Raw genomic sequence first — 14,561 nt, 5'->3', positions numbered from 1 at the left:
ATCGGGTAAGTGAAATTATAATGAAAAAGAGCAGCTTATTACACTGAAGAGCCCTTCTGTTACAGACCTTGTGTATGCATCTTATGCAAAAGCTCGCAGAATTTTGTCACCGCTTTCTTTTCGTAGGCTTCTTTGAGAGAGATGATCATAATCGTCCGCTTCATATCTTTTCCTTCAATATTGATCGCCGTTACTTCGGGGTCATTGACGCTGGTGGCACTCAGTATGGTATGCCAATGGCCTGTTTTTACGATCTCAAATAAAGTGGGGATGTCGTTGATTTCCATACAAATGTTTGGGTCCAGGTTTTTCTGGCTGAATGATTTCACAAAAAACTGGATCGTACTGTAGCCGCTAAAGGGTAAGGCAAGTGGCAGCTCCGCCACTTCATTAAGCGATATACTGCTCTTTTTTGCGAGCGGCGTTTGCTTGCCGGTTACCAGCACCATGTTTGAACTCAACAGCTTCTGATATTTCAGATGCGGTTCTCTTGAATGGTCGTGAAAAGTGAGGATAAAATCAAACTGATGTAGATTAAGCTTTTCAAGCAGGTCAATCGTGGTACCGAAAACCACCTGGATTTTGATATCGGGATATTGCCTGGCAAAAGCTATCAGGGTCTGGGCAAAAAGAATCCGCATGGAATAAATGACCCCGATGGTGATTTTGCCCTTGTTGAGGTTTTTCAGGTCCTGTAAAACCAGTAAGCCGTCATTGGCCCTGTTGATACTCTGAAAAGCATATTCACTGAATATCTCACCCGCCTCAGTCAATGTAATCCGTTTTCCGACACGGTTAAACAAAGGCACATCCAGTTCATTTTCCAGCTGTTTAATCTGCTGGGATAAAGTACTTTGGCTGATATTCAAAACCTTTGCGGCTTCCGTAAAATTTAATAACTCCTTTGCCTTCAGAAAGTACCTGAGTTGCCTGAGCTCCATATTCCTAAATCGGTTTTATCGATTGATTTTATCGAAAAATATCGTTTTGCAAATATAGACGCTTTTCAGATATTTGCTGAGAATTGTTTCAGACGGAATATTTTATTACATAAAACTCAAACCAATTATGAAATTCAAACTTATTGTATCGGCCTTACTTATGACCATCTGCTTTGCGGCATTCAGCCAGGGAAAGCAATCCCATGAACCTAAAAATCATCAAGCTTTGGCTGCCGCAGAAAAAGGGCTGATCAAAGTGTCTGTCATGTATCCTTTTTCTGAAGGCAAAACCTTTAACATGGAATATTATGAAAGCAAACACATGCCATTTGTAGCCGGGCTTTTAGGCTCAAACCTGGTGAAATACACGATCGAGAAAGGCCTTGCCAGCGGTATTCCCAACCAGCCGCTTCCTTACATGGCTATCGGGACATTTTACATCAAAAACCTGGGTGAGTACCAGGCGGCCATCGCACCGAACAGGGATGCCATCAGGGCAGATTTTGCCAACTACACGAATGTCAGCCCCGTGATCCTGGTGAGTGAGGTGGTCAGGTGAATATACTCAACCCGGGCACAAAAAGAGGCTTTTCCTGAACGGAGAAGCCTTTTTTACATAACATCAATACGTCTTGCTTTCTCCATCCTGCGGCACAAACACCTTATCTGACAAGCCTGCTTTTTTCAAGATTTCCCTCAATTGCAGGCGGGTGGTCGGACAGTGATTTACGGCCTCCAGGTGATTGGCGATAACACTTCCCGGTGCATTACCGGCAAACTTCAGTATATCGTCCATCCGCATCAGCAGGGGTTGGAACACATCCAGCTGAGCAGTTCCGCAGGCCACCACCGCAACATCGGGTTTAAGTTCTGTCAGCACCCGATGCACGTCGTCAGTATAAATGGTATCGGCACTCAGGTAGATGGATTTTTCGTCCGGAAGCTTGATAAAAAAGCCCATGACATTGCCCATCAGCCTGGCCACAAAACCATAACCGTGCACCGCGGGTATGCCTTGTATCGTACCTCCTGAAAAATCAGTTTCCTTCCAATAGTCAACGGTATTGATGACATTCAGGCCTTTTTGTGCTAACATGGCTTCATCTTTTACACTGCAAGTGACCGGGATTTGTCTGGCTCTTAAAAAATCCAATCCGGCTTTATCGATGTGATCGGGGTGCAGATGGGTAATGAGGCCATGGGTCACTTTATCCAGAAGTTCTGCTGCATTATCCGGCAGATTCACGACCGGGTTACGCAGTGGTTTAAATCTGAACAAGGTAAACGGCGGACTGGCTTCACCTTTTCTACCCAGCATGGGGTCAACCAAAATTACTTTGCCGCCGGTTTCAATGATCAAAGTGGCATTGCGTAAATGATGTATTTTCATGGGTATTTAGTTTTATATGACAAGGTTACAAACTCTTATTCATTTTAGTTCTTTCATTGAGGAAGAGCAGGCTGATTTTCAATCACCCTGCTCTTTCACACCTTCAGGCTTGCACACTTTTCCTTTATGCCTTATTCACTGATAAACGCCAGTATATCATTGTTGATGACTTCTGCATTAATCGTAGGCATGCCATGCGAAAATCCGGGATAGATAATCAGCTTGCCGTTTTTCAGAAGTTCAGCGGCTTTCACTGCCGTGGTAGCATAAGGTACAATCTGGTCGTCGTCGCCATGAAGTACCAGTACCGGTATTTCCACACTTTTCAGGTCTTCGGTAAAGTCTGTCTCAGAAAACACCCTGATACAGTCATACTGGGCTTTTATGCCACCCATCATCCCCTGACGCCACCAGTTGTCCTGGATACCTTTTTTAATGACCGCATTTTCACGGTTGTAGCCATAAAACGGAACGGTAAGGTCCTGGTAAAACTGCTGCCTGTTATGCAGGGTATTGTACCTGATGTCATCAAAAACAGACAGCGGCACACCTTCCGGATTGTTCTCATCTGCTATCATATAGGGAGTCACCGCACTGATAAGTACCACTTTTGCCACTCTGCCTTTGCCATATTTAGCGGCATAACGGATAGCTTCCCCTCCGCCTGTGGAGTGGCCTACATGGATCACATTTTTAAGATTTAAGAAATCTATCAGCTCTGACACATCTGAGGCATAGGTGTCCATATCATTACCTGTAAAAGTCTGGGTAGATCTGCCGTGGCTCCTCCTGTCATGAGCAATGACCCGGTAACCCTGGTTAAGGAAAAACATCATCTGTGCATCCCAGTCGTCGGATGACAAAGGCCATCCGTGGTGAAAGAAAATGGCTGGTCCTGTTCCCAAATCTTTGAAATAAATCTCTGTTCCGTCTTTTACTGTTAACTTATTCATGTCTTTAAATTTTAATTGTTTTAAATAAATCTGATGATGCAAAGTTGGCTGATTTAACGATGCTCATCAATGGACAGATGACTACTTATCTTGCACATTTTTCCTTTACGGCAAATCCACCTACACAAAAGACAGAAAAATAAAAGAAACAGGGGCTGCCTGATTGAAAAACGGCAATTCTGAAGAGGCGAAATCAGGCCTCAGCGGGAATTTCTAGTAGTTCTATCGGCTCAGTATTCTGACAATGCGGTTATACATGACCTCACCCACCGTCCAGGTGTTCCCGCCGCTGGTATTCACAAACTGGACAACCACGGCATCGATATCCTTGTGATAACGTGCAATGCTCTGGTATCCGGGCAACAGGCCCGTGTGCCCGTATTCATAAACAGAAGAATAAACGGCCTGTTCCTTGTCGTCCAGCAGCGAGCCGTCATTCAGGGCCCTCAGGAAAACTCCGACATCCTGTGCAGTGGCCACCATCGAGCCTCCGGGAGAGACAAAGTCAAGCATTTTCACATCCCCTTTGTGTTCAGTATAATACCCGCTGACCACCTGCCGGGCGTCGACGTCACGCAGCAAGCCAAAAGTATGGTTAAGCCCGAGGGGCGTCAGTATTTCTTTTTTGATGTATTCCTGGTGGCTGTACCCCAGTATTTTATCAAGAATTTTTCCGATCAGCAGGTAGTTCGTATTGGAATAGTCATAACGGAGGCCCGGTTTAAATACTGCCGGATCATCCAGTACCAGCTCCAGCACCTCGTTTACATCTGTCAGTGAGCGTGTCCAGGGAAATTCGGGGTCTTCGATCCAGTCAGGTATCCCACTGCGGTGCTGAAGCAATATTCTCAGGCTAATTTTATCGGAATTTTCGATCCGCCCGGCCACTGCCGGTAAGAGCCTGGCGAGTGTGTCATCGAGCGACAATTGATTACTGCTGACCAGCTTGGAGGCGGCTACTGCTATATATAGCTTGCTGATGCTGGCAATTTTGAATAAGGCATGCGGATCTGCAGGTATTTTCTGTTCCTTGTTTTTCCAGCCTGCAGCATAAAACGCAGGTGGCTTGCCTGCCTGATCCACATAAACGATGATGCCGTCCAGCCCGCGACTGATGCCTTCATCAACCTGCTGTCGTACACCGGCAGGTAAAGGGGCTATCCATCCCCAAACGATGGCCCATGGAGTAAAAACCGCCGTACAGATGACGGCCACCACAGGCATGATGATCCTGAGCCATCGTTTTATTCTCTTCATCAAGCTGTTATTTCTTGTTTTTCACTATTTCGAGACCGGCCCCGAAGGCCACGCCCAGGGACAGACCCAGAGCTACACCCAAAGAGGTGTTTCCTGAAGAGCTCCCGAAAGCAGCCCCGAGTGCCACTCCCAAAGCAGCCCCAAGCCCCACACCACTTCCTGATTTTTTTGGTCGAGTTTCCGGCATCATTGAAGTTTGTATTGTCAGGTTTTGCTGTCGTTTTATTTCTTTATGAAAAATACGGATTAAGTTTGAAAACGGAAACGGGAAAGGCTTTTTTTAGAAGGCTCCCTCCTCCTCAAATCGCCTGCCGTGTGCTTTATTTCAGATTCTCTTTGCTTTTAAAGTCGGTAATGACATCGCCGGCATAATTATATACCCCGTCTAAAGCCCCGAACCAGATCGTTCCGTCATTTGCTTCCAGTATCCCGAACGTCATGCCTTTGTTGTCATCGTATTTTGACCTTATTTCAGTAGGCACCGGTTTCTGATCAGACAGAGATTTTACATCATAACGTGACAGCATCCAGTGACGGGCCCAGCCCTGGCTGTTCACTTTTTGTGCACTGGCCCAGATGTTGCCTTTTTTGTCTTCAAGGAGATAGCCAACAAAATTGTCCGATATTTTGGTATATGTACTGCCGTCGTATCGCCAGAGGCCAGACTCACCACCCAACCAGATACGACCCTTTTTATCTTCAATCACAGAGCGGATGTTCCAGAAAGGCTGACCTTCATGGGTGATCACCGTAAATGTTTTTCCGTCAAACGTGCAGGCTTTCCCCCTTGTGCCAAACCAGAATTTTCCTGTTTTGTCTTCAACAATGGCATTCACATCATTGTCATCTTTGTTTTCTTCACTTATCCGGTAGTTCCGGAATGATTTTCCGTCATAACGGCTCGCTCCGTTTTGGGTGGCCAGCCAGATATTGTTCTTTTTATCTTCATAAATATAAGTAACCGCGTCATTGCCCAGTCCGTCCCTGCTTGTAAAATTCTGAAAGGATTTCCCCTGCCCGACTCCTTCACCCAGGCGGGCGTCATAATAAAACACGCCCGAGCCGATAGTACCAAACCAGAAATTCCCTTTTTTATCCTCTAAAACAGAAAAAAAGCGGGCCGAACTTACCTTACCTGTCACATTGGTAAACGATTTTCCGTCGTATCTGAACATCCCATCAAATGCCGCCAGCCAGATGTTACCCTTACTGTCCTGTTTGATGGTACGGGTGATTCCCCCGGGGACGGCAGAATTGGCCAGGTACCTGGTTTCGTACCTGATATCATCTTCCCGCGGAGTGATTTCACTTTGTGCTGCACACCAGTTACAGGCAACAAACGTCAACAAAGAAAGGAGGTAAAAGTGTTTTTTCATTTTGTTTTCAAGGTTTTAAGGTTCTCAACAAACTTACAAATTTTTATTCCGGGTCTTATGAACGGCCAGGGTTAACGAAATGTTAAAGTCACTTACAGCACGCTGAAAGACAGCTGTTTAAACAGCACGCTGAGGACTTATTGAATCGATGAGCTTTCAGATACAAGTCTTTGCTAAACCGCTTTGAATTTTGTCAGCCTTATGGTTGCCCTGCATTACCCAACCGAATGTACACGGGTAAAAAGGGAGATATTCTCAAAAGTCGTGTTGATTTCAGGGTTTGCATAAAATGATTCTGTATTTTTGCCCTCAATAAATAAACAAACAGAATGATCGGCGTTTTTGACTCAGGGATCGGAGGATTAACATTATTAAGGGAAATAATCCGTCAACTGCCAGATGAAAAATATTGCTACTACGCCGACACAGACCATGTTCCTTACAGTACCAAAACCGAGGAACAGATCAGGGGATTTGTAGACAAGGCGGTTGAATACTTCCTGGCACAGAAGGTCAAAGCCATTGTGCTGGCCTGCAACACAGCTACGAATGTTTGTGTGGAATACCTTCGGGCCAGTTTGCCGTTTCCTGTCATAGCCATTCAGCCCGCGGTGAAAGTGGCGGCAGACAATGCCGTAAAAAACAATGAGTCTCACAAAAAAATCCTGGTATGTGCCACGCCTGTCACCTTGCGTTCCGCCAGATTTCAGCGTTTGCTGGATACCTTAGACGTTAATTCCAGGGTGGAAAGGCTGGGCTTAACAGAGCTGGTTAATTTTGCGGAGAAGGAGATTTTTGACGGAGAAGCCAGACAATACATCACAGAGGCATTGGCTCCGTATCATCTGGATGAATTCAGTTCGATCGTGCTGGGATGCACACATTTTACCTATTTTGAACCGGTTTTCAGGAGAATAGCTCCCGGACTGAATATATACGATGGCAATGAAGGAACAGCCAGGCATCTGAAAAATATCCTCACAAAAGAAAACCTCCTTGCCCACGATTCCCTTTCAATAGACTACGTAGAATCAGGAATAAAAAGCCACAACATTGCCCGCTTTGAGCGGTATATGAACGTGCTTGAGCATCAGATGGACTGATGCGGATGACCTCATTCTGAATGTCCTGAGTGGTTATAGAAAGATTATACATCCTGTCAAAAAGTGATGGCAAGCGGCTTTTTAAGATAAGTGATGGCCTTTCATGTTTCCATACGAGGCCATTTCCATGCATAACGGATAATCAGGCAAAGAAGAACAACTTCTATCACAGCACCCAACACCATGTGCATCCAGGTCTCTCCTGTCAGATTAAACAATGTATAGGGAATATACACCGTGGCAATAATTATATTCATCCGGCGATTTACTTTAGCCGGCAGGGCTACAGAAAGGAAAATCATCAGTGCAGGAATGGTCACCGAGGCAAGTGCCGCCAAAAGAAACCCTTGCGTAATATCCAATACGAACACCCTCCCTTTCAGAATATGCTCTACCTTATGCGGCATATATAAGGCAAAATGATCAACATAGATATAGAGAAACATGAAGCTCGCCCACAGCGTAGCGAGCTTCATTTTCAAACTGACTTTAATGTCTTCCAATGTATTTTGTGTATTCATCTCATCAATCAGAGATTAAATCCGAAATGAAATCCTGGTTCTCCGAAGACGAATTTAGACCACTTATCGTCCAGCTGTTTAAATCCATCTGGCAACTTGGTGTGATGAGCACGGTGTGTAATGGCAAGGGATGGTTGAATAAAAAACCTGTCCTTAAAAAGTTTGATGTGATAACCGACACGGTAAGTATTGAAAAGCTGAAACCCGTTGTCAATTTTCCTGCCTTTGTCGTCCGCAAAAGTTTGTAAAGTGGGCATCACATTCAACTCGGCATATAAACCTTTCCACAAAAACCGCTGGTAAGCCACCGATATGCCATACTCACGAACATACCCCGGAAATTTCTCTTCCTGCTTTCCGTACGATTTGTTAAAAAACGGGTGGATACCATTAGGCCAGGCATATTTCCAGGTTTTGGGCTCTAAGGTAATGACATCTTTTCCGGTAATGCGATAGCCTATATTGATTTGAGCGAAGTTGGGTGGATTGGTAGAAGCCAGGTTACCCAGTAAAAATACAGTACTGCCAATAAACCACCGTTTGTGTGTGCTGTCTGTTTTAGCATATTGTGCTTTGAGGTGTAGTGTACTTGTCATCATGAGGACGAACCCAATCCATAAAATTTTCTTTTGCATAGCTTTTTAATTGATGTTAAACGATACTGCAAAGATCCGTTGGCAACAGGCCTGGCATCGTTCACTTAAGTTAATAAATGAATTTACACTCTGTTTTTTTCGGATCAAAACCCTGAGGTTTTCAGCTGTTAGTCGCCGACTCGTCGAAGAAAGAAGTATTCATTAAAAAGAAATGAACATCCGTTGAAAAAATTCTCTGTTTGAGTAAAGCTGAAAATCAGCCAGCTGTTTCATTTCAGTCAAGTGATTTTCAGTTTTACGAGTTAGAATTTTTGCTGCTTTTTTGTTACTTTTTTTTCAGCCAAAAAAAAGTAAGACCCACTAGTAATTCGCTTACCGATATAGATGGCTTATATTTTATTGACATTTAAATATTTACATCCATGATAGTTGGCTACTATCGGCAGCTCTACTAAGTTGAAAGATGCCTGTTATTTTCAGATGAGGAGACTAAAAATTAAACCCGAAATGAAGCCCCGGTTGAATAAAGTAGTTGTTCCATCTTTTCTCTACTGCTTTAAATGACTCCGGTACTTTAGTCCTTACAGGCCAGTAACTCACCCCGAGAGCAGGTTCAAAAAAGAACCGGTTTTTGAAAAACTTAAACTGGTAACCCAGATGGAAGTTCATGTATAAGGTGAATCCGTTACCGATCTTTTTCTTGTTTTCATCCATGTATTTTTCAAAGGCATTCAAGGCATAAACGGAGGTATAAACCCCTTTCCACCAAAAACGCTGGTAACCAATGGTAGGGGCAAGTATGCGGGCATGTCCCGGATAGTTGAGTCCCGGTCCATCAAAATCGGGTCCGAAAGGGATACCTATCGGCCAGGCGTAAACGGATCTTTTAAATTCAAGGCAAATAACATCTTTGGGTGTTATCCTGTATCCGGCATTTAACTGTATATACTCGGGATTGTTTACTTTGGAAAAATTTCCAAACATGAACAACGAACTCCCGACATAAAACTTTTTATAGGTGCTGTCCTGATCCTGTGCTTTAACTTGCAGATGGCCTGCCATCATTAAGGCCAGAGCGAGTAATAGAAATTTCTTTTGCATATCTTTTTAATTGATGTTAAACGATACTGCAAAAGTCGATTGCCGACAAGCTTGAAAACGTTCACTTAAGTTAAGAAATATCTTTTGGTGCGAGGTATATCATTGCCGGAGATACATGAAATATAAATTGCCACCAAGACGCTAAGACACAAAGGGAGGTGTTAATTGCGACTTTTTCGGAAGACAACGTACCAAAATACCGCTGATTCGTAAAAGAAAGCAGTATTCATTAAAAGAAATGAACATCCGGCGGATCGCCGCCCCGGTGAAAAATTCTCTGTTTGAGTAAAGCTGAAAATCAGCGTTCTTTTTCTTTTAAGTCAAGTGATTTTCAGATTTACGAGTTAGAATTTGCGAAGCGTCGCACCGTGCTGCTTTTTTTGCGGAACGCCGCCCGGTTACTTTTTTTCCGCCAAAAAAAAGTAAAACCCATTAGTAGTTTACTTGCGAGGTAAATGATCAGCCTGACAGTGTCTCGCTGACAAACAGACATTTAAACAATTACTTCAATGGTAGCGGTCAGGATTGATCGTGGCAATATCTATTATATACCAACCACTATATCTTCTTCTCAACAATTCTCGCCCTCAACCTACTTAATGATTGCGGTTGGATACCCAGGTAGCTTGCCAGCTGGTGTTGCGGCACACGCTGAATAAGGTCCGGTCTTTTTTGCAGCAGGTTCAGGTACCTTTGTTCGGGTGAAGAAGTTTTAAACTCGTCAAAGTCCATGCGTTCTTTAGCTAACAATTCTTCAGACAACATTTTACACATAAGGTCAAACTTTGGGAATTTACTGTTTACTTCTGCTTCCATGTCGGAATTTGAAATTAAAAGTATATTGTCTTCCATGCAACTTACGTAATATTCGGACGGCGTTTTGCTGATGACACAAGGGGGTGTCAAAGCTTCCATTTCTGTATAAAAAGCAGTAGTTCTTTCTTCACCATCTAACAGATAATAAGTCCTGATACAGCCTTTCAGCACAAAGTAACTCTCTTTCGACTTCTGCCCTTCTCTGAGCAAGATCGTGCCTTTCTTCACGGAGTGAAATATATCCAATGAAACGATGGCGTCCTTCTCTTCTTCTGTCAGAGAAACGTATTTTGATATAAAGTCAAATAGTATGTCTTTCATTGTTTTGTTTTTGTCAGATCGTCTGTTACACTTATCCCTACGTTCCGGATGTCGTCATTTTGATGCCGGAACTTTTGGCTAAAGTACAAATTTCTGGCGGAGTGTAATGCTTGAGGGGAAAAGTTTTCGTTGGGATTAAGCTCAGCCTGGGATATTCGCTGCCCGATGCTACCCTACCCCTTTTTGTGTTTTTCAATGGATAGAATAATGTTTTACTTTATCTGATATCATCAGCTTAAAGTCCGGTAATTTCTGAAATCGTGTCAATGTCAATTCCTTTTAATTTCATCTTATTTGCGATATTGATGATCCTCTCCAGTTTCAGCTTTTCCGGTTTTATTTTCTTCACTTCTCTATTGAGATTTTTTTCAATAATTCAGTCATCTCTTTGTCAAGCTTTTTCATGATGCCTTCTTCCTGGAAGCTTTTAAAATCAGTTTCGGAGATAATCAAATGATCAAGTACCTTTATCTTCAATAATTTACCGGCTACCATTAACTGCTTAGTTAAGCTTTTATCCGGATCAGAAATGTCGGTATTGCCGCTTGGATGATTGTGCACGAAAATAACCTTTGTGGCCAGCTTATAAATTGCCATTCTAAAAATTTCCGGTGGATCAACACCGACCCGGTTGGAGGCCCCAAGACTGATTAATTCAATAAAAAGAATAGTATTGTTATTGTTGAGACCCACCACCCAGAAATGTTCCTGGGCACGACGCAGCTTATTTTCACGAAGTAGTATCTGCTGCATGATCGGGTAAATGTCGCTGGCGTTGGCTATTTTCACTTTTTGTGAAGCAGATAATTTTACATTCATTTTTAATTGTTGTTTTGGTATTCAGTCCGATAAATTACACCTGCAAATCTACAAATTCATTTCATTATTCCTATTCTTGGCGGTAGATAAAAGTGGGTTGAATCACAAGCCAGTTCAACGGGGGGAATTGTGAGAGTGTTTAAGATTACTTCTCGGGGGACTTTGTACAGGATTTTGGAGAGTGCGGGGGTTAAGGTGTTGGGGTTTGTTAAAAGGAAATAGTTAAACGTATTTGATAACCGTTTGTTATACACTAACTTTTTTTTTACTTTTATAAAATTGTTAGATAAAAAAAGAGGTTTTTTATGAATAGCGTCAACGTGATATTTGATACCAATGTTTATCGCAATTTAACTTTTGGTTTAAGTCAAATTGAAACAATTGACCTTTTTAATCGTATTAAAGAGGTAGAAATATCAAGGAAAATATCGGTAGGTTTATCAGGGATAACAGCCATGGAACTTATATCCCACCTTGCAAGAAGGGATGATAAAGGCTTCGAAAATTGCAAGTTAGCTACTATTGGGGCAGGAATTCATTCAGATCATTTTTTCCCTATTTACAAATTACATTTACAGCAATTAGTCTTTGGTCGTCTAGATTCATCTGACATTGATGCAATGAATGGGATTAGTAAATTGGTAGACCAGATTAGTAAAAATGATCCAGAAAAAATCATTAACCAATATTCAGAACAAATTAAAGGTATTTATGAAATAGTACAACTTCATAAATCTGATTTTATATCTACCTATCACCAAGCTGTAGCTAAGGTTGATCCTACAGGATCTAATAACCATATTTTTAAGCAAAGTAAGCAGCACCGCATACAATTATTGAATTTTTTAAAAACCCCACAAGCAGTTTTATGGCTTGCACAAGGTTATTTTGACAAAACGATAAAAGGAAGATCTCATAACTTCTCTCAACTAGATGCAGAGCTAAAAATTAGTGAGATAGCAAGATGTTTTAAAACTGCTTTCAGTCTTCATGTAAAACTTATTGAAAGAATTGCAACGACTGGATATGATATGACGAATAATAAAAAAAATCGAGCTAATACAATATTCGATATCTACCAGTTATTTTGTATTAATGATGAAACAATGAGGGGGAAAAGATCAATATTTGTGACTGACGATATCTGGCTCAAAGAAGCAGCTGTAGATAGTGGGTTTCCAGAAAAAGTTTTAGATTCAAAGACCTATTTTAAAATCCTAGAATTAGAATATAAAAGCGACTTGTAAAAAGGGGGCATTAAATATTTATTTAAAATTCGATCTCAAAAAACGACATATGAATTGTTTAGCTTTTGTTTCAATCACTGGAGTTAAAATCGATCCACGGCAGCAGATTGATCTGGCAGGAATCCAGATTTCGAGAGGGGACGAATTTGCTCAGTTCCTCCGTAATGACAAAAATTACTTAGAGAACATTGGTAGAATTCATATCGATCTAATAGCAAGAAGAAATGTGGCAGTATTTGATCAAGAAAGACTGAATGATCTGCAGTTTTTAAATGGTGTAAGCGATATTCGGGTTATTGGTATTAGGTTGTTAGCTCAAATCACTGAATTTTTCCACGGTTTATGGCTTGATCGAGACAATAATATTAATGCAGAGGATATTTTCGTTCATGATTTAGACTCAAATTTGTTTACGTATTTTAGTACTAAAAGTCAAATATTAAATTGCAAAGTATCTACTAGCGATGTTAGCATTTTAGATTTTAATGAAGTTGTAATCGTTGATTATATAAAATTTAGAGCGGTATTACACAAAAATCATGGAAACCCGATAAAAGATTGGTTAAATCTAATTGATGAAAAAAAAGATTTATTAAAATTACCATTCTCGCCATATAGTAAATCGCGACTTTATTTGGCGATAAAATTCCTCGACCTGTCAAGATCTCAATTTGACATTTTTATGAGGATTTCTATTTTGATAGTTATGTTTGAATGCATTTTTACAACCGATAATTCTGAAGTGAGTCATAAGGTTTCTGAGCGAATTGCTTATTTTATTGGAGAGAATAAGACTGATAGAATTAGAGTATTCGATTTAGTTAAATTGGGATATGATGTGAGGTCCAAAGTATTTCATGGGGGGACTCCAAAATATGGAGAGGATCAGGTCTATAGCCTTTCAGATCGACTCGACAATTTGGCCCGCCAGATTATGAGAAAATTGATTATCGAGCAAGAAAACTTCAAATCCCAAGACTCAATTACTACCTACTTTAAAGATTTAATTTTTAGCTAAAAAATAAATCTCAAAAAACGAAAAACAGAATGAAAACTTTGTACGTTGATGAATCAGGCTTTACCGGCTATAATTTACTTGATAGTGATCAGCCCTTTTTTGTTGTTGCAAGTTCAAGTATAGATTCGATCACGTCTGAATCAATACTAAAATCATCCTTCCCAAATTATCAGGGAGCAGAGTTTAAATTTAAAAATATTTGGGGTTCCAGAAACCAAGTCGGGTTAATAGAATTAAGCAAAAATTTAGAATCATTAAGCAATGATATCTTGTTTTCGGTTAACGATAAAAGGTTTGTAATTTTCGTCAAGATGATTGACTACTTAATAGAACCGATTTATCATAGTCAGGGATATGATTTTTACGCAGGTGGATTTTCGCGAAAACTTGCCAACCACATGCACTTCGGATTAACTAAGGTTGGAACGAATAATTTATACAATGAAATTACTGATGCTTATTATGCTTTTAGTAAAAACCCATCAATTGAATCTCTTGATGAATTGATCGTCACTTTAGGTGAGATGTCCGCGTTCTCTGATGAAGACGAAAAAGATATAATTGATAGATTCTTTTCTGGAGCGTCTTTATTCGAAGATTTCAACAGAATAGAAGATTTCAGGAAAAGTAATGAATTGCAGTTAACTACATTGATTCACATAATGACTCACTGGAAAAAAAACTACCCCGATGATTTTCAATTGATTCATGATAATTCTTCAAATTTTATACGGCGGAAGGAAATTTGGGAAAAAATAACGAGTGAAAAAGCTTTACCCAATATCCACCCATTGAGTGATGGAACAAATGTTAACTTTCCTTTGAATGTGGTCGATACCCAAGGTATTGACTCAAAAGACTCGTTTGCAATTCAGCTTTGTGATGTTTTGGCTGGGGTCGGATCAAAAATTAACAATCCCAAGTTAACGGCGAAAGAAAAGTCATTTTTAGACGAAGTTATGAAACACGGTATTGGTAAAATAAACTTTATAGGGCTTAAGCCTGGAACAGAATTTCCGGGTGGTGATTTACCTAAAATGGCTACTGGACCTGACGTAGTAGACTTGATGAACAATGTCTTAAATAACTAGAATTGGAATAA

At 41.0% G+C, this 14,561-nt stretch carries 16 protein-coding genes; 5 read left to right on the top strand and 11 right to left on the bottom strand.

Annotated features, from left to right (window positions below; genetic code table 11):
• Positions 1-59: 59 nt before the first annotated feature.
• On the bottom strand, positions 60-941 hold the full coding sequence (locus GVN16_RS09965) for a LysR family transcriptional regulator (RefSeq protein WP_166563735.1): 882 nt from the start codon (positions 939-941) through the stop codon (positions 60-62).
• A gap of 127 nt (positions 942-1,068) precedes the next feature.
• Between GVN16_RS09965 and GVN16_RS09960 the strand changes: the two genes are divergently transcribed.
• Positions 1,069-1,500 (top strand): EthD family reductase, encoded by a 432-nt coding sequence (locus tag GVN16_RS09960; protein WP_166563734.1) that lies wholly within the window; start codon positions 1,069-1,071, stop codon positions 1,498-1,500.
• 63 nt (positions 1,501-1,563) lie between these two features.
• On the opposite strand, the gene GVN16_RS09955 is transcribed toward GVN16_RS09960, so the two are convergent.
• From GVN16_RS09955 to GVN16_RS09935, 5 genes are all read right to left on the bottom strand, one after another.
• On the bottom strand, positions 1,564-2,331 hold the full coding sequence (locus GVN16_RS09955) for an MBL fold metallo-hydrolase (RefSeq protein ID WP_166563733.1): 768 nt from the start codon (positions 2,329-2,331) through the stop codon (positions 1,564-1,566).
• 131 nt (positions 2,332-2,462) lie between these two features.
• A complete protein-coding gene (locus GVN16_RS09950) occupies positions 2,463-3,284 on the bottom strand; it encodes an alpha/beta fold hydrolase (protein ID WP_166563732.1) in 822 nt (273 codons plus the stop codon).
• A 222-nt stretch (positions 3,285-3,506) separates the two neighbouring features.
• Complete coding sequence (locus GVN16_RS09945; RefSeq protein ID WP_166563731.1) at positions 3,507-4,541, bottom strand: serine hydrolase; 1,035 nt, start codon at positions 4,539-4,541, stop codon at positions 3,507-3,509.
• Between the two features lie 7 nt (positions 4,542-4,548).
• Positions 4,549-4,731: a hypothetical protein gene (locus GVN16_RS09940; protein WP_166563730.1), complete on the bottom strand. Its 183-nt coding sequence runs from the start codon at positions 4,729-4,731 to the stop codon at positions 4,549-4,551.
• A 130-nt stretch (positions 4,732-4,861) separates the two neighbouring features.
• Positions 4,862-5,917 (bottom strand): two-component regulator propeller domain-containing protein, encoded by a 1,056-nt coding sequence (locus tag GVN16_RS09935; protein WP_166563729.1) that lies wholly within the window; start codon positions 5,915-5,917, stop codon positions 4,862-4,864.
• A 329-nt stretch (positions 5,918-6,246) separates the two neighbouring features.
• On the opposite strand from GVN16_RS09935, the gene murI reads away from it, so the two are divergent.
• Entirely contained in the window at positions 6,247-7,020 is a 774-nt protein-coding gene (murI, locus tag GVN16_RS09930) for a glutamate racemase (protein ID WP_166563728.1), read from the top strand.
• Positions 7,021-7,121: 101 nt separating this feature from the next.
• On the opposite strand, the gene GVN16_RS09925 is transcribed toward murI, so the two are convergent.
• The 5 genes from GVN16_RS09925 to GVN16_RS09905 form a co-directional block, all read right to left on the bottom strand.
• Positions 7,122-7,541 (bottom strand): DUF6326 family protein, encoded by a 420-nt coding sequence (locus GVN16_RS09925; protein WP_166563727.1) that lies wholly within the window; start codon positions 7,539-7,541, stop codon positions 7,122-7,124.
• 8 nt (positions 7,542-7,549) lie between these two features.
• The gene (locus tag GVN16_RS09920) at positions 7,550-8,176 is read right to left on the bottom strand and encodes a hypothetical protein (RefSeq protein ID WP_166563726.1); all 627 of its coding nucleotides are present in this window, start codon (positions 8,174-8,176) and stop codon (positions 7,550-7,552) included.
• A 450-nt stretch (positions 8,177-8,626) separates the two neighbouring features.
• Complete coding sequence (locus GVN16_RS09915) at positions 8,627-9,238, bottom strand: hypothetical protein (protein WP_166563725.1); 612 nt, start codon at positions 9,236-9,238, stop codon at positions 8,627-8,629.
• A gap of 558 nt (positions 9,239-9,796) precedes the next feature.
• Positions 9,797-10,375, bottom strand: a complete 579-nt coding sequence (locus tag GVN16_RS09910; protein ID WP_166563724.1) for a Crp/Fnr family transcriptional regulator — start codon at positions 10,373-10,375, stop codon at positions 9,797-9,799.
• A 345-nt stretch (positions 10,376-10,720) separates the two neighbouring features.
• Positions 10,721-11,194 (bottom strand): JAB domain-containing protein, encoded by a 474-nt coding sequence (locus GVN16_RS09905; RefSeq protein ID WP_166563723.1) that lies wholly within the window; start codon positions 11,192-11,194, stop codon positions 10,721-10,723.
• Positions 11,195-11,499: 305 nt separating this feature from the next.
• Here GVN16_RS09905 and GVN16_RS09900 point away from each other — a divergent pair, with 305 nt between their 5' ends.
• From GVN16_RS09900 to GVN16_RS09890, 3 genes are read left to right on the top strand one after another with little or no spacing between them, the layout of a single operon-like run.
• Positions 11,500-12,441 (top strand): hypothetical protein, encoded by a 942-nt coding sequence (locus tag GVN16_RS09900; RefSeq protein ID WP_166563722.1) that lies wholly within the window; start codon positions 11,500-11,502, stop codon positions 12,439-12,441.
• A 49-nt stretch (positions 12,442-12,490) separates the two neighbouring features.
• The gene (locus GVN16_RS09895) at positions 12,491-13,459 is read left to right on the top strand and encodes a HEPN domain-containing protein (protein WP_166563721.1); all 969 of its coding nucleotides are present in this window, start codon (positions 12,491-12,493) and stop codon (positions 13,457-13,459) included.
• Positions 13,460-13,488: 29 nt separating this feature from the next.
• Positions 13,489-14,550, top strand: a complete 1,062-nt coding sequence (locus GVN16_RS09890; protein WP_166563720.1) for a DUF3800 domain-containing protein — start codon at positions 13,489-13,491, stop codon at positions 14,548-14,550.
• The last annotated feature ends 11 nt before the right edge of the window (positions 14,551-14,561 follow it).

It is taken from the genome of Emticicia sp. CRIBPO, from assembly GCF_009905725.1.
GTDB lineage: Bacteria > Bacteroidota > Bacteroidia > Cytophagales > Spirosomataceae > Leadbetterella.
The sequence above is the reverse complement of the archived record's forward strand: the minus strand, read 5'-3'. Positions and strand labels throughout refer to the sequence as shown.

Bases quoted from the DNA above. Each gene is read 5' to 3' on its own strand.
- GVN16_RS09965 (WP_166563735.1), bottom strand. From the start codon at position 941: ATGGAGCTCAGGCAACTCAGGTACTTTCTGAAGGCAAAGGAGTTATTA.
- GVN16_RS09960 (WP_166563734.1), top strand. From the start codon at position 1,069: ATGAAATTCAAACTTATTGTATCGGCCTTACTTATGACCATCTGCTTT.
- GVN16_RS09955 (WP_166563733.1), bottom strand. From the start codon at position 2,331: ATGAAAATACATCATTTACGCAATGCCACTTTGATCATTGAAACCGGC.
- GVN16_RS09950 (WP_166563732.1), bottom strand. From the start codon at position 3,284: ATGAATAAGTTAACAGTAAAAGACGGAACAGAGATTTATTTCAAAGAT.
- GVN16_RS09945 (WP_166563731.1), bottom strand. From the start codon at position 4,541: ATGAAGAGAATAAAACGATGGCTCAGGATCATCATGCCTGTGGTGGCC.
- GVN16_RS09940 (WP_166563730.1), bottom strand. From the start codon at position 4,731: ATGATGCCGGAAACTCGACCAAAAAAATCAGGAAGTGGTGTGGGGCTT.
- GVN16_RS09935 (WP_166563729.1), bottom strand. From the start codon at position 5,917: ATGAAAAAACACTTTTACCTCCTTTCTTTGTTGACGTTTGTTGCCTGT.
- murI (WP_166563728.1), top strand. From the start codon at position 6,247: ATGATCGGCGTTTTTGACTCAGGGATCGGAGGATTAACATTATTAAGG.
- GVN16_RS09925 (WP_166563727.1), bottom strand. From the start codon at position 7,541: ATGAATACACAAAATACATTGGAAGACATTAAAGTCAGTTTGAAAATG.
- GVN16_RS09920 (WP_166563726.1), bottom strand. From the start codon at position 8,176: ATGCAAAAGAAAATTTTATGGATTGGGTTCGTCCTCATGATGACAAGT.
- GVN16_RS09915 (WP_166563725.1), bottom strand. From the start codon at position 9,238: ATGCAAAAGAAATTTCTATTACTCGCTCTGGCCTTAATGATGGCAGGC.
- GVN16_RS09910 (WP_166563724.1), bottom strand. From the start codon at position 10,375: ATGAAAGACATACTATTTGACTTTATATCAAAATACGTTTCTCTGACA.
- GVN16_RS09905 (WP_166563723.1), bottom strand. From the start codon at position 11,194: ATGAATGTAAAATTATCTGCTTCACAAAAAGTGAAAATAGCCAACGCC.
- GVN16_RS09900 (WP_166563722.1), top strand. From the start codon at position 11,500: ATGAATAGCGTCAACGTGATATTTGATACCAATGTTTATCGCAATTTA.
- GVN16_RS09895 (WP_166563721.1), top strand. From the start codon at position 12,491: ATGAATTGTTTAGCTTTTGTTTCAATCACTGGAGTTAAAATCGATCCA.
- GVN16_RS09890 (WP_166563720.1), top strand. From the start codon at position 13,489: ATGAAAACTTTGTACGTTGATGAATCAGGCTTTACCGGCTATAATTTA.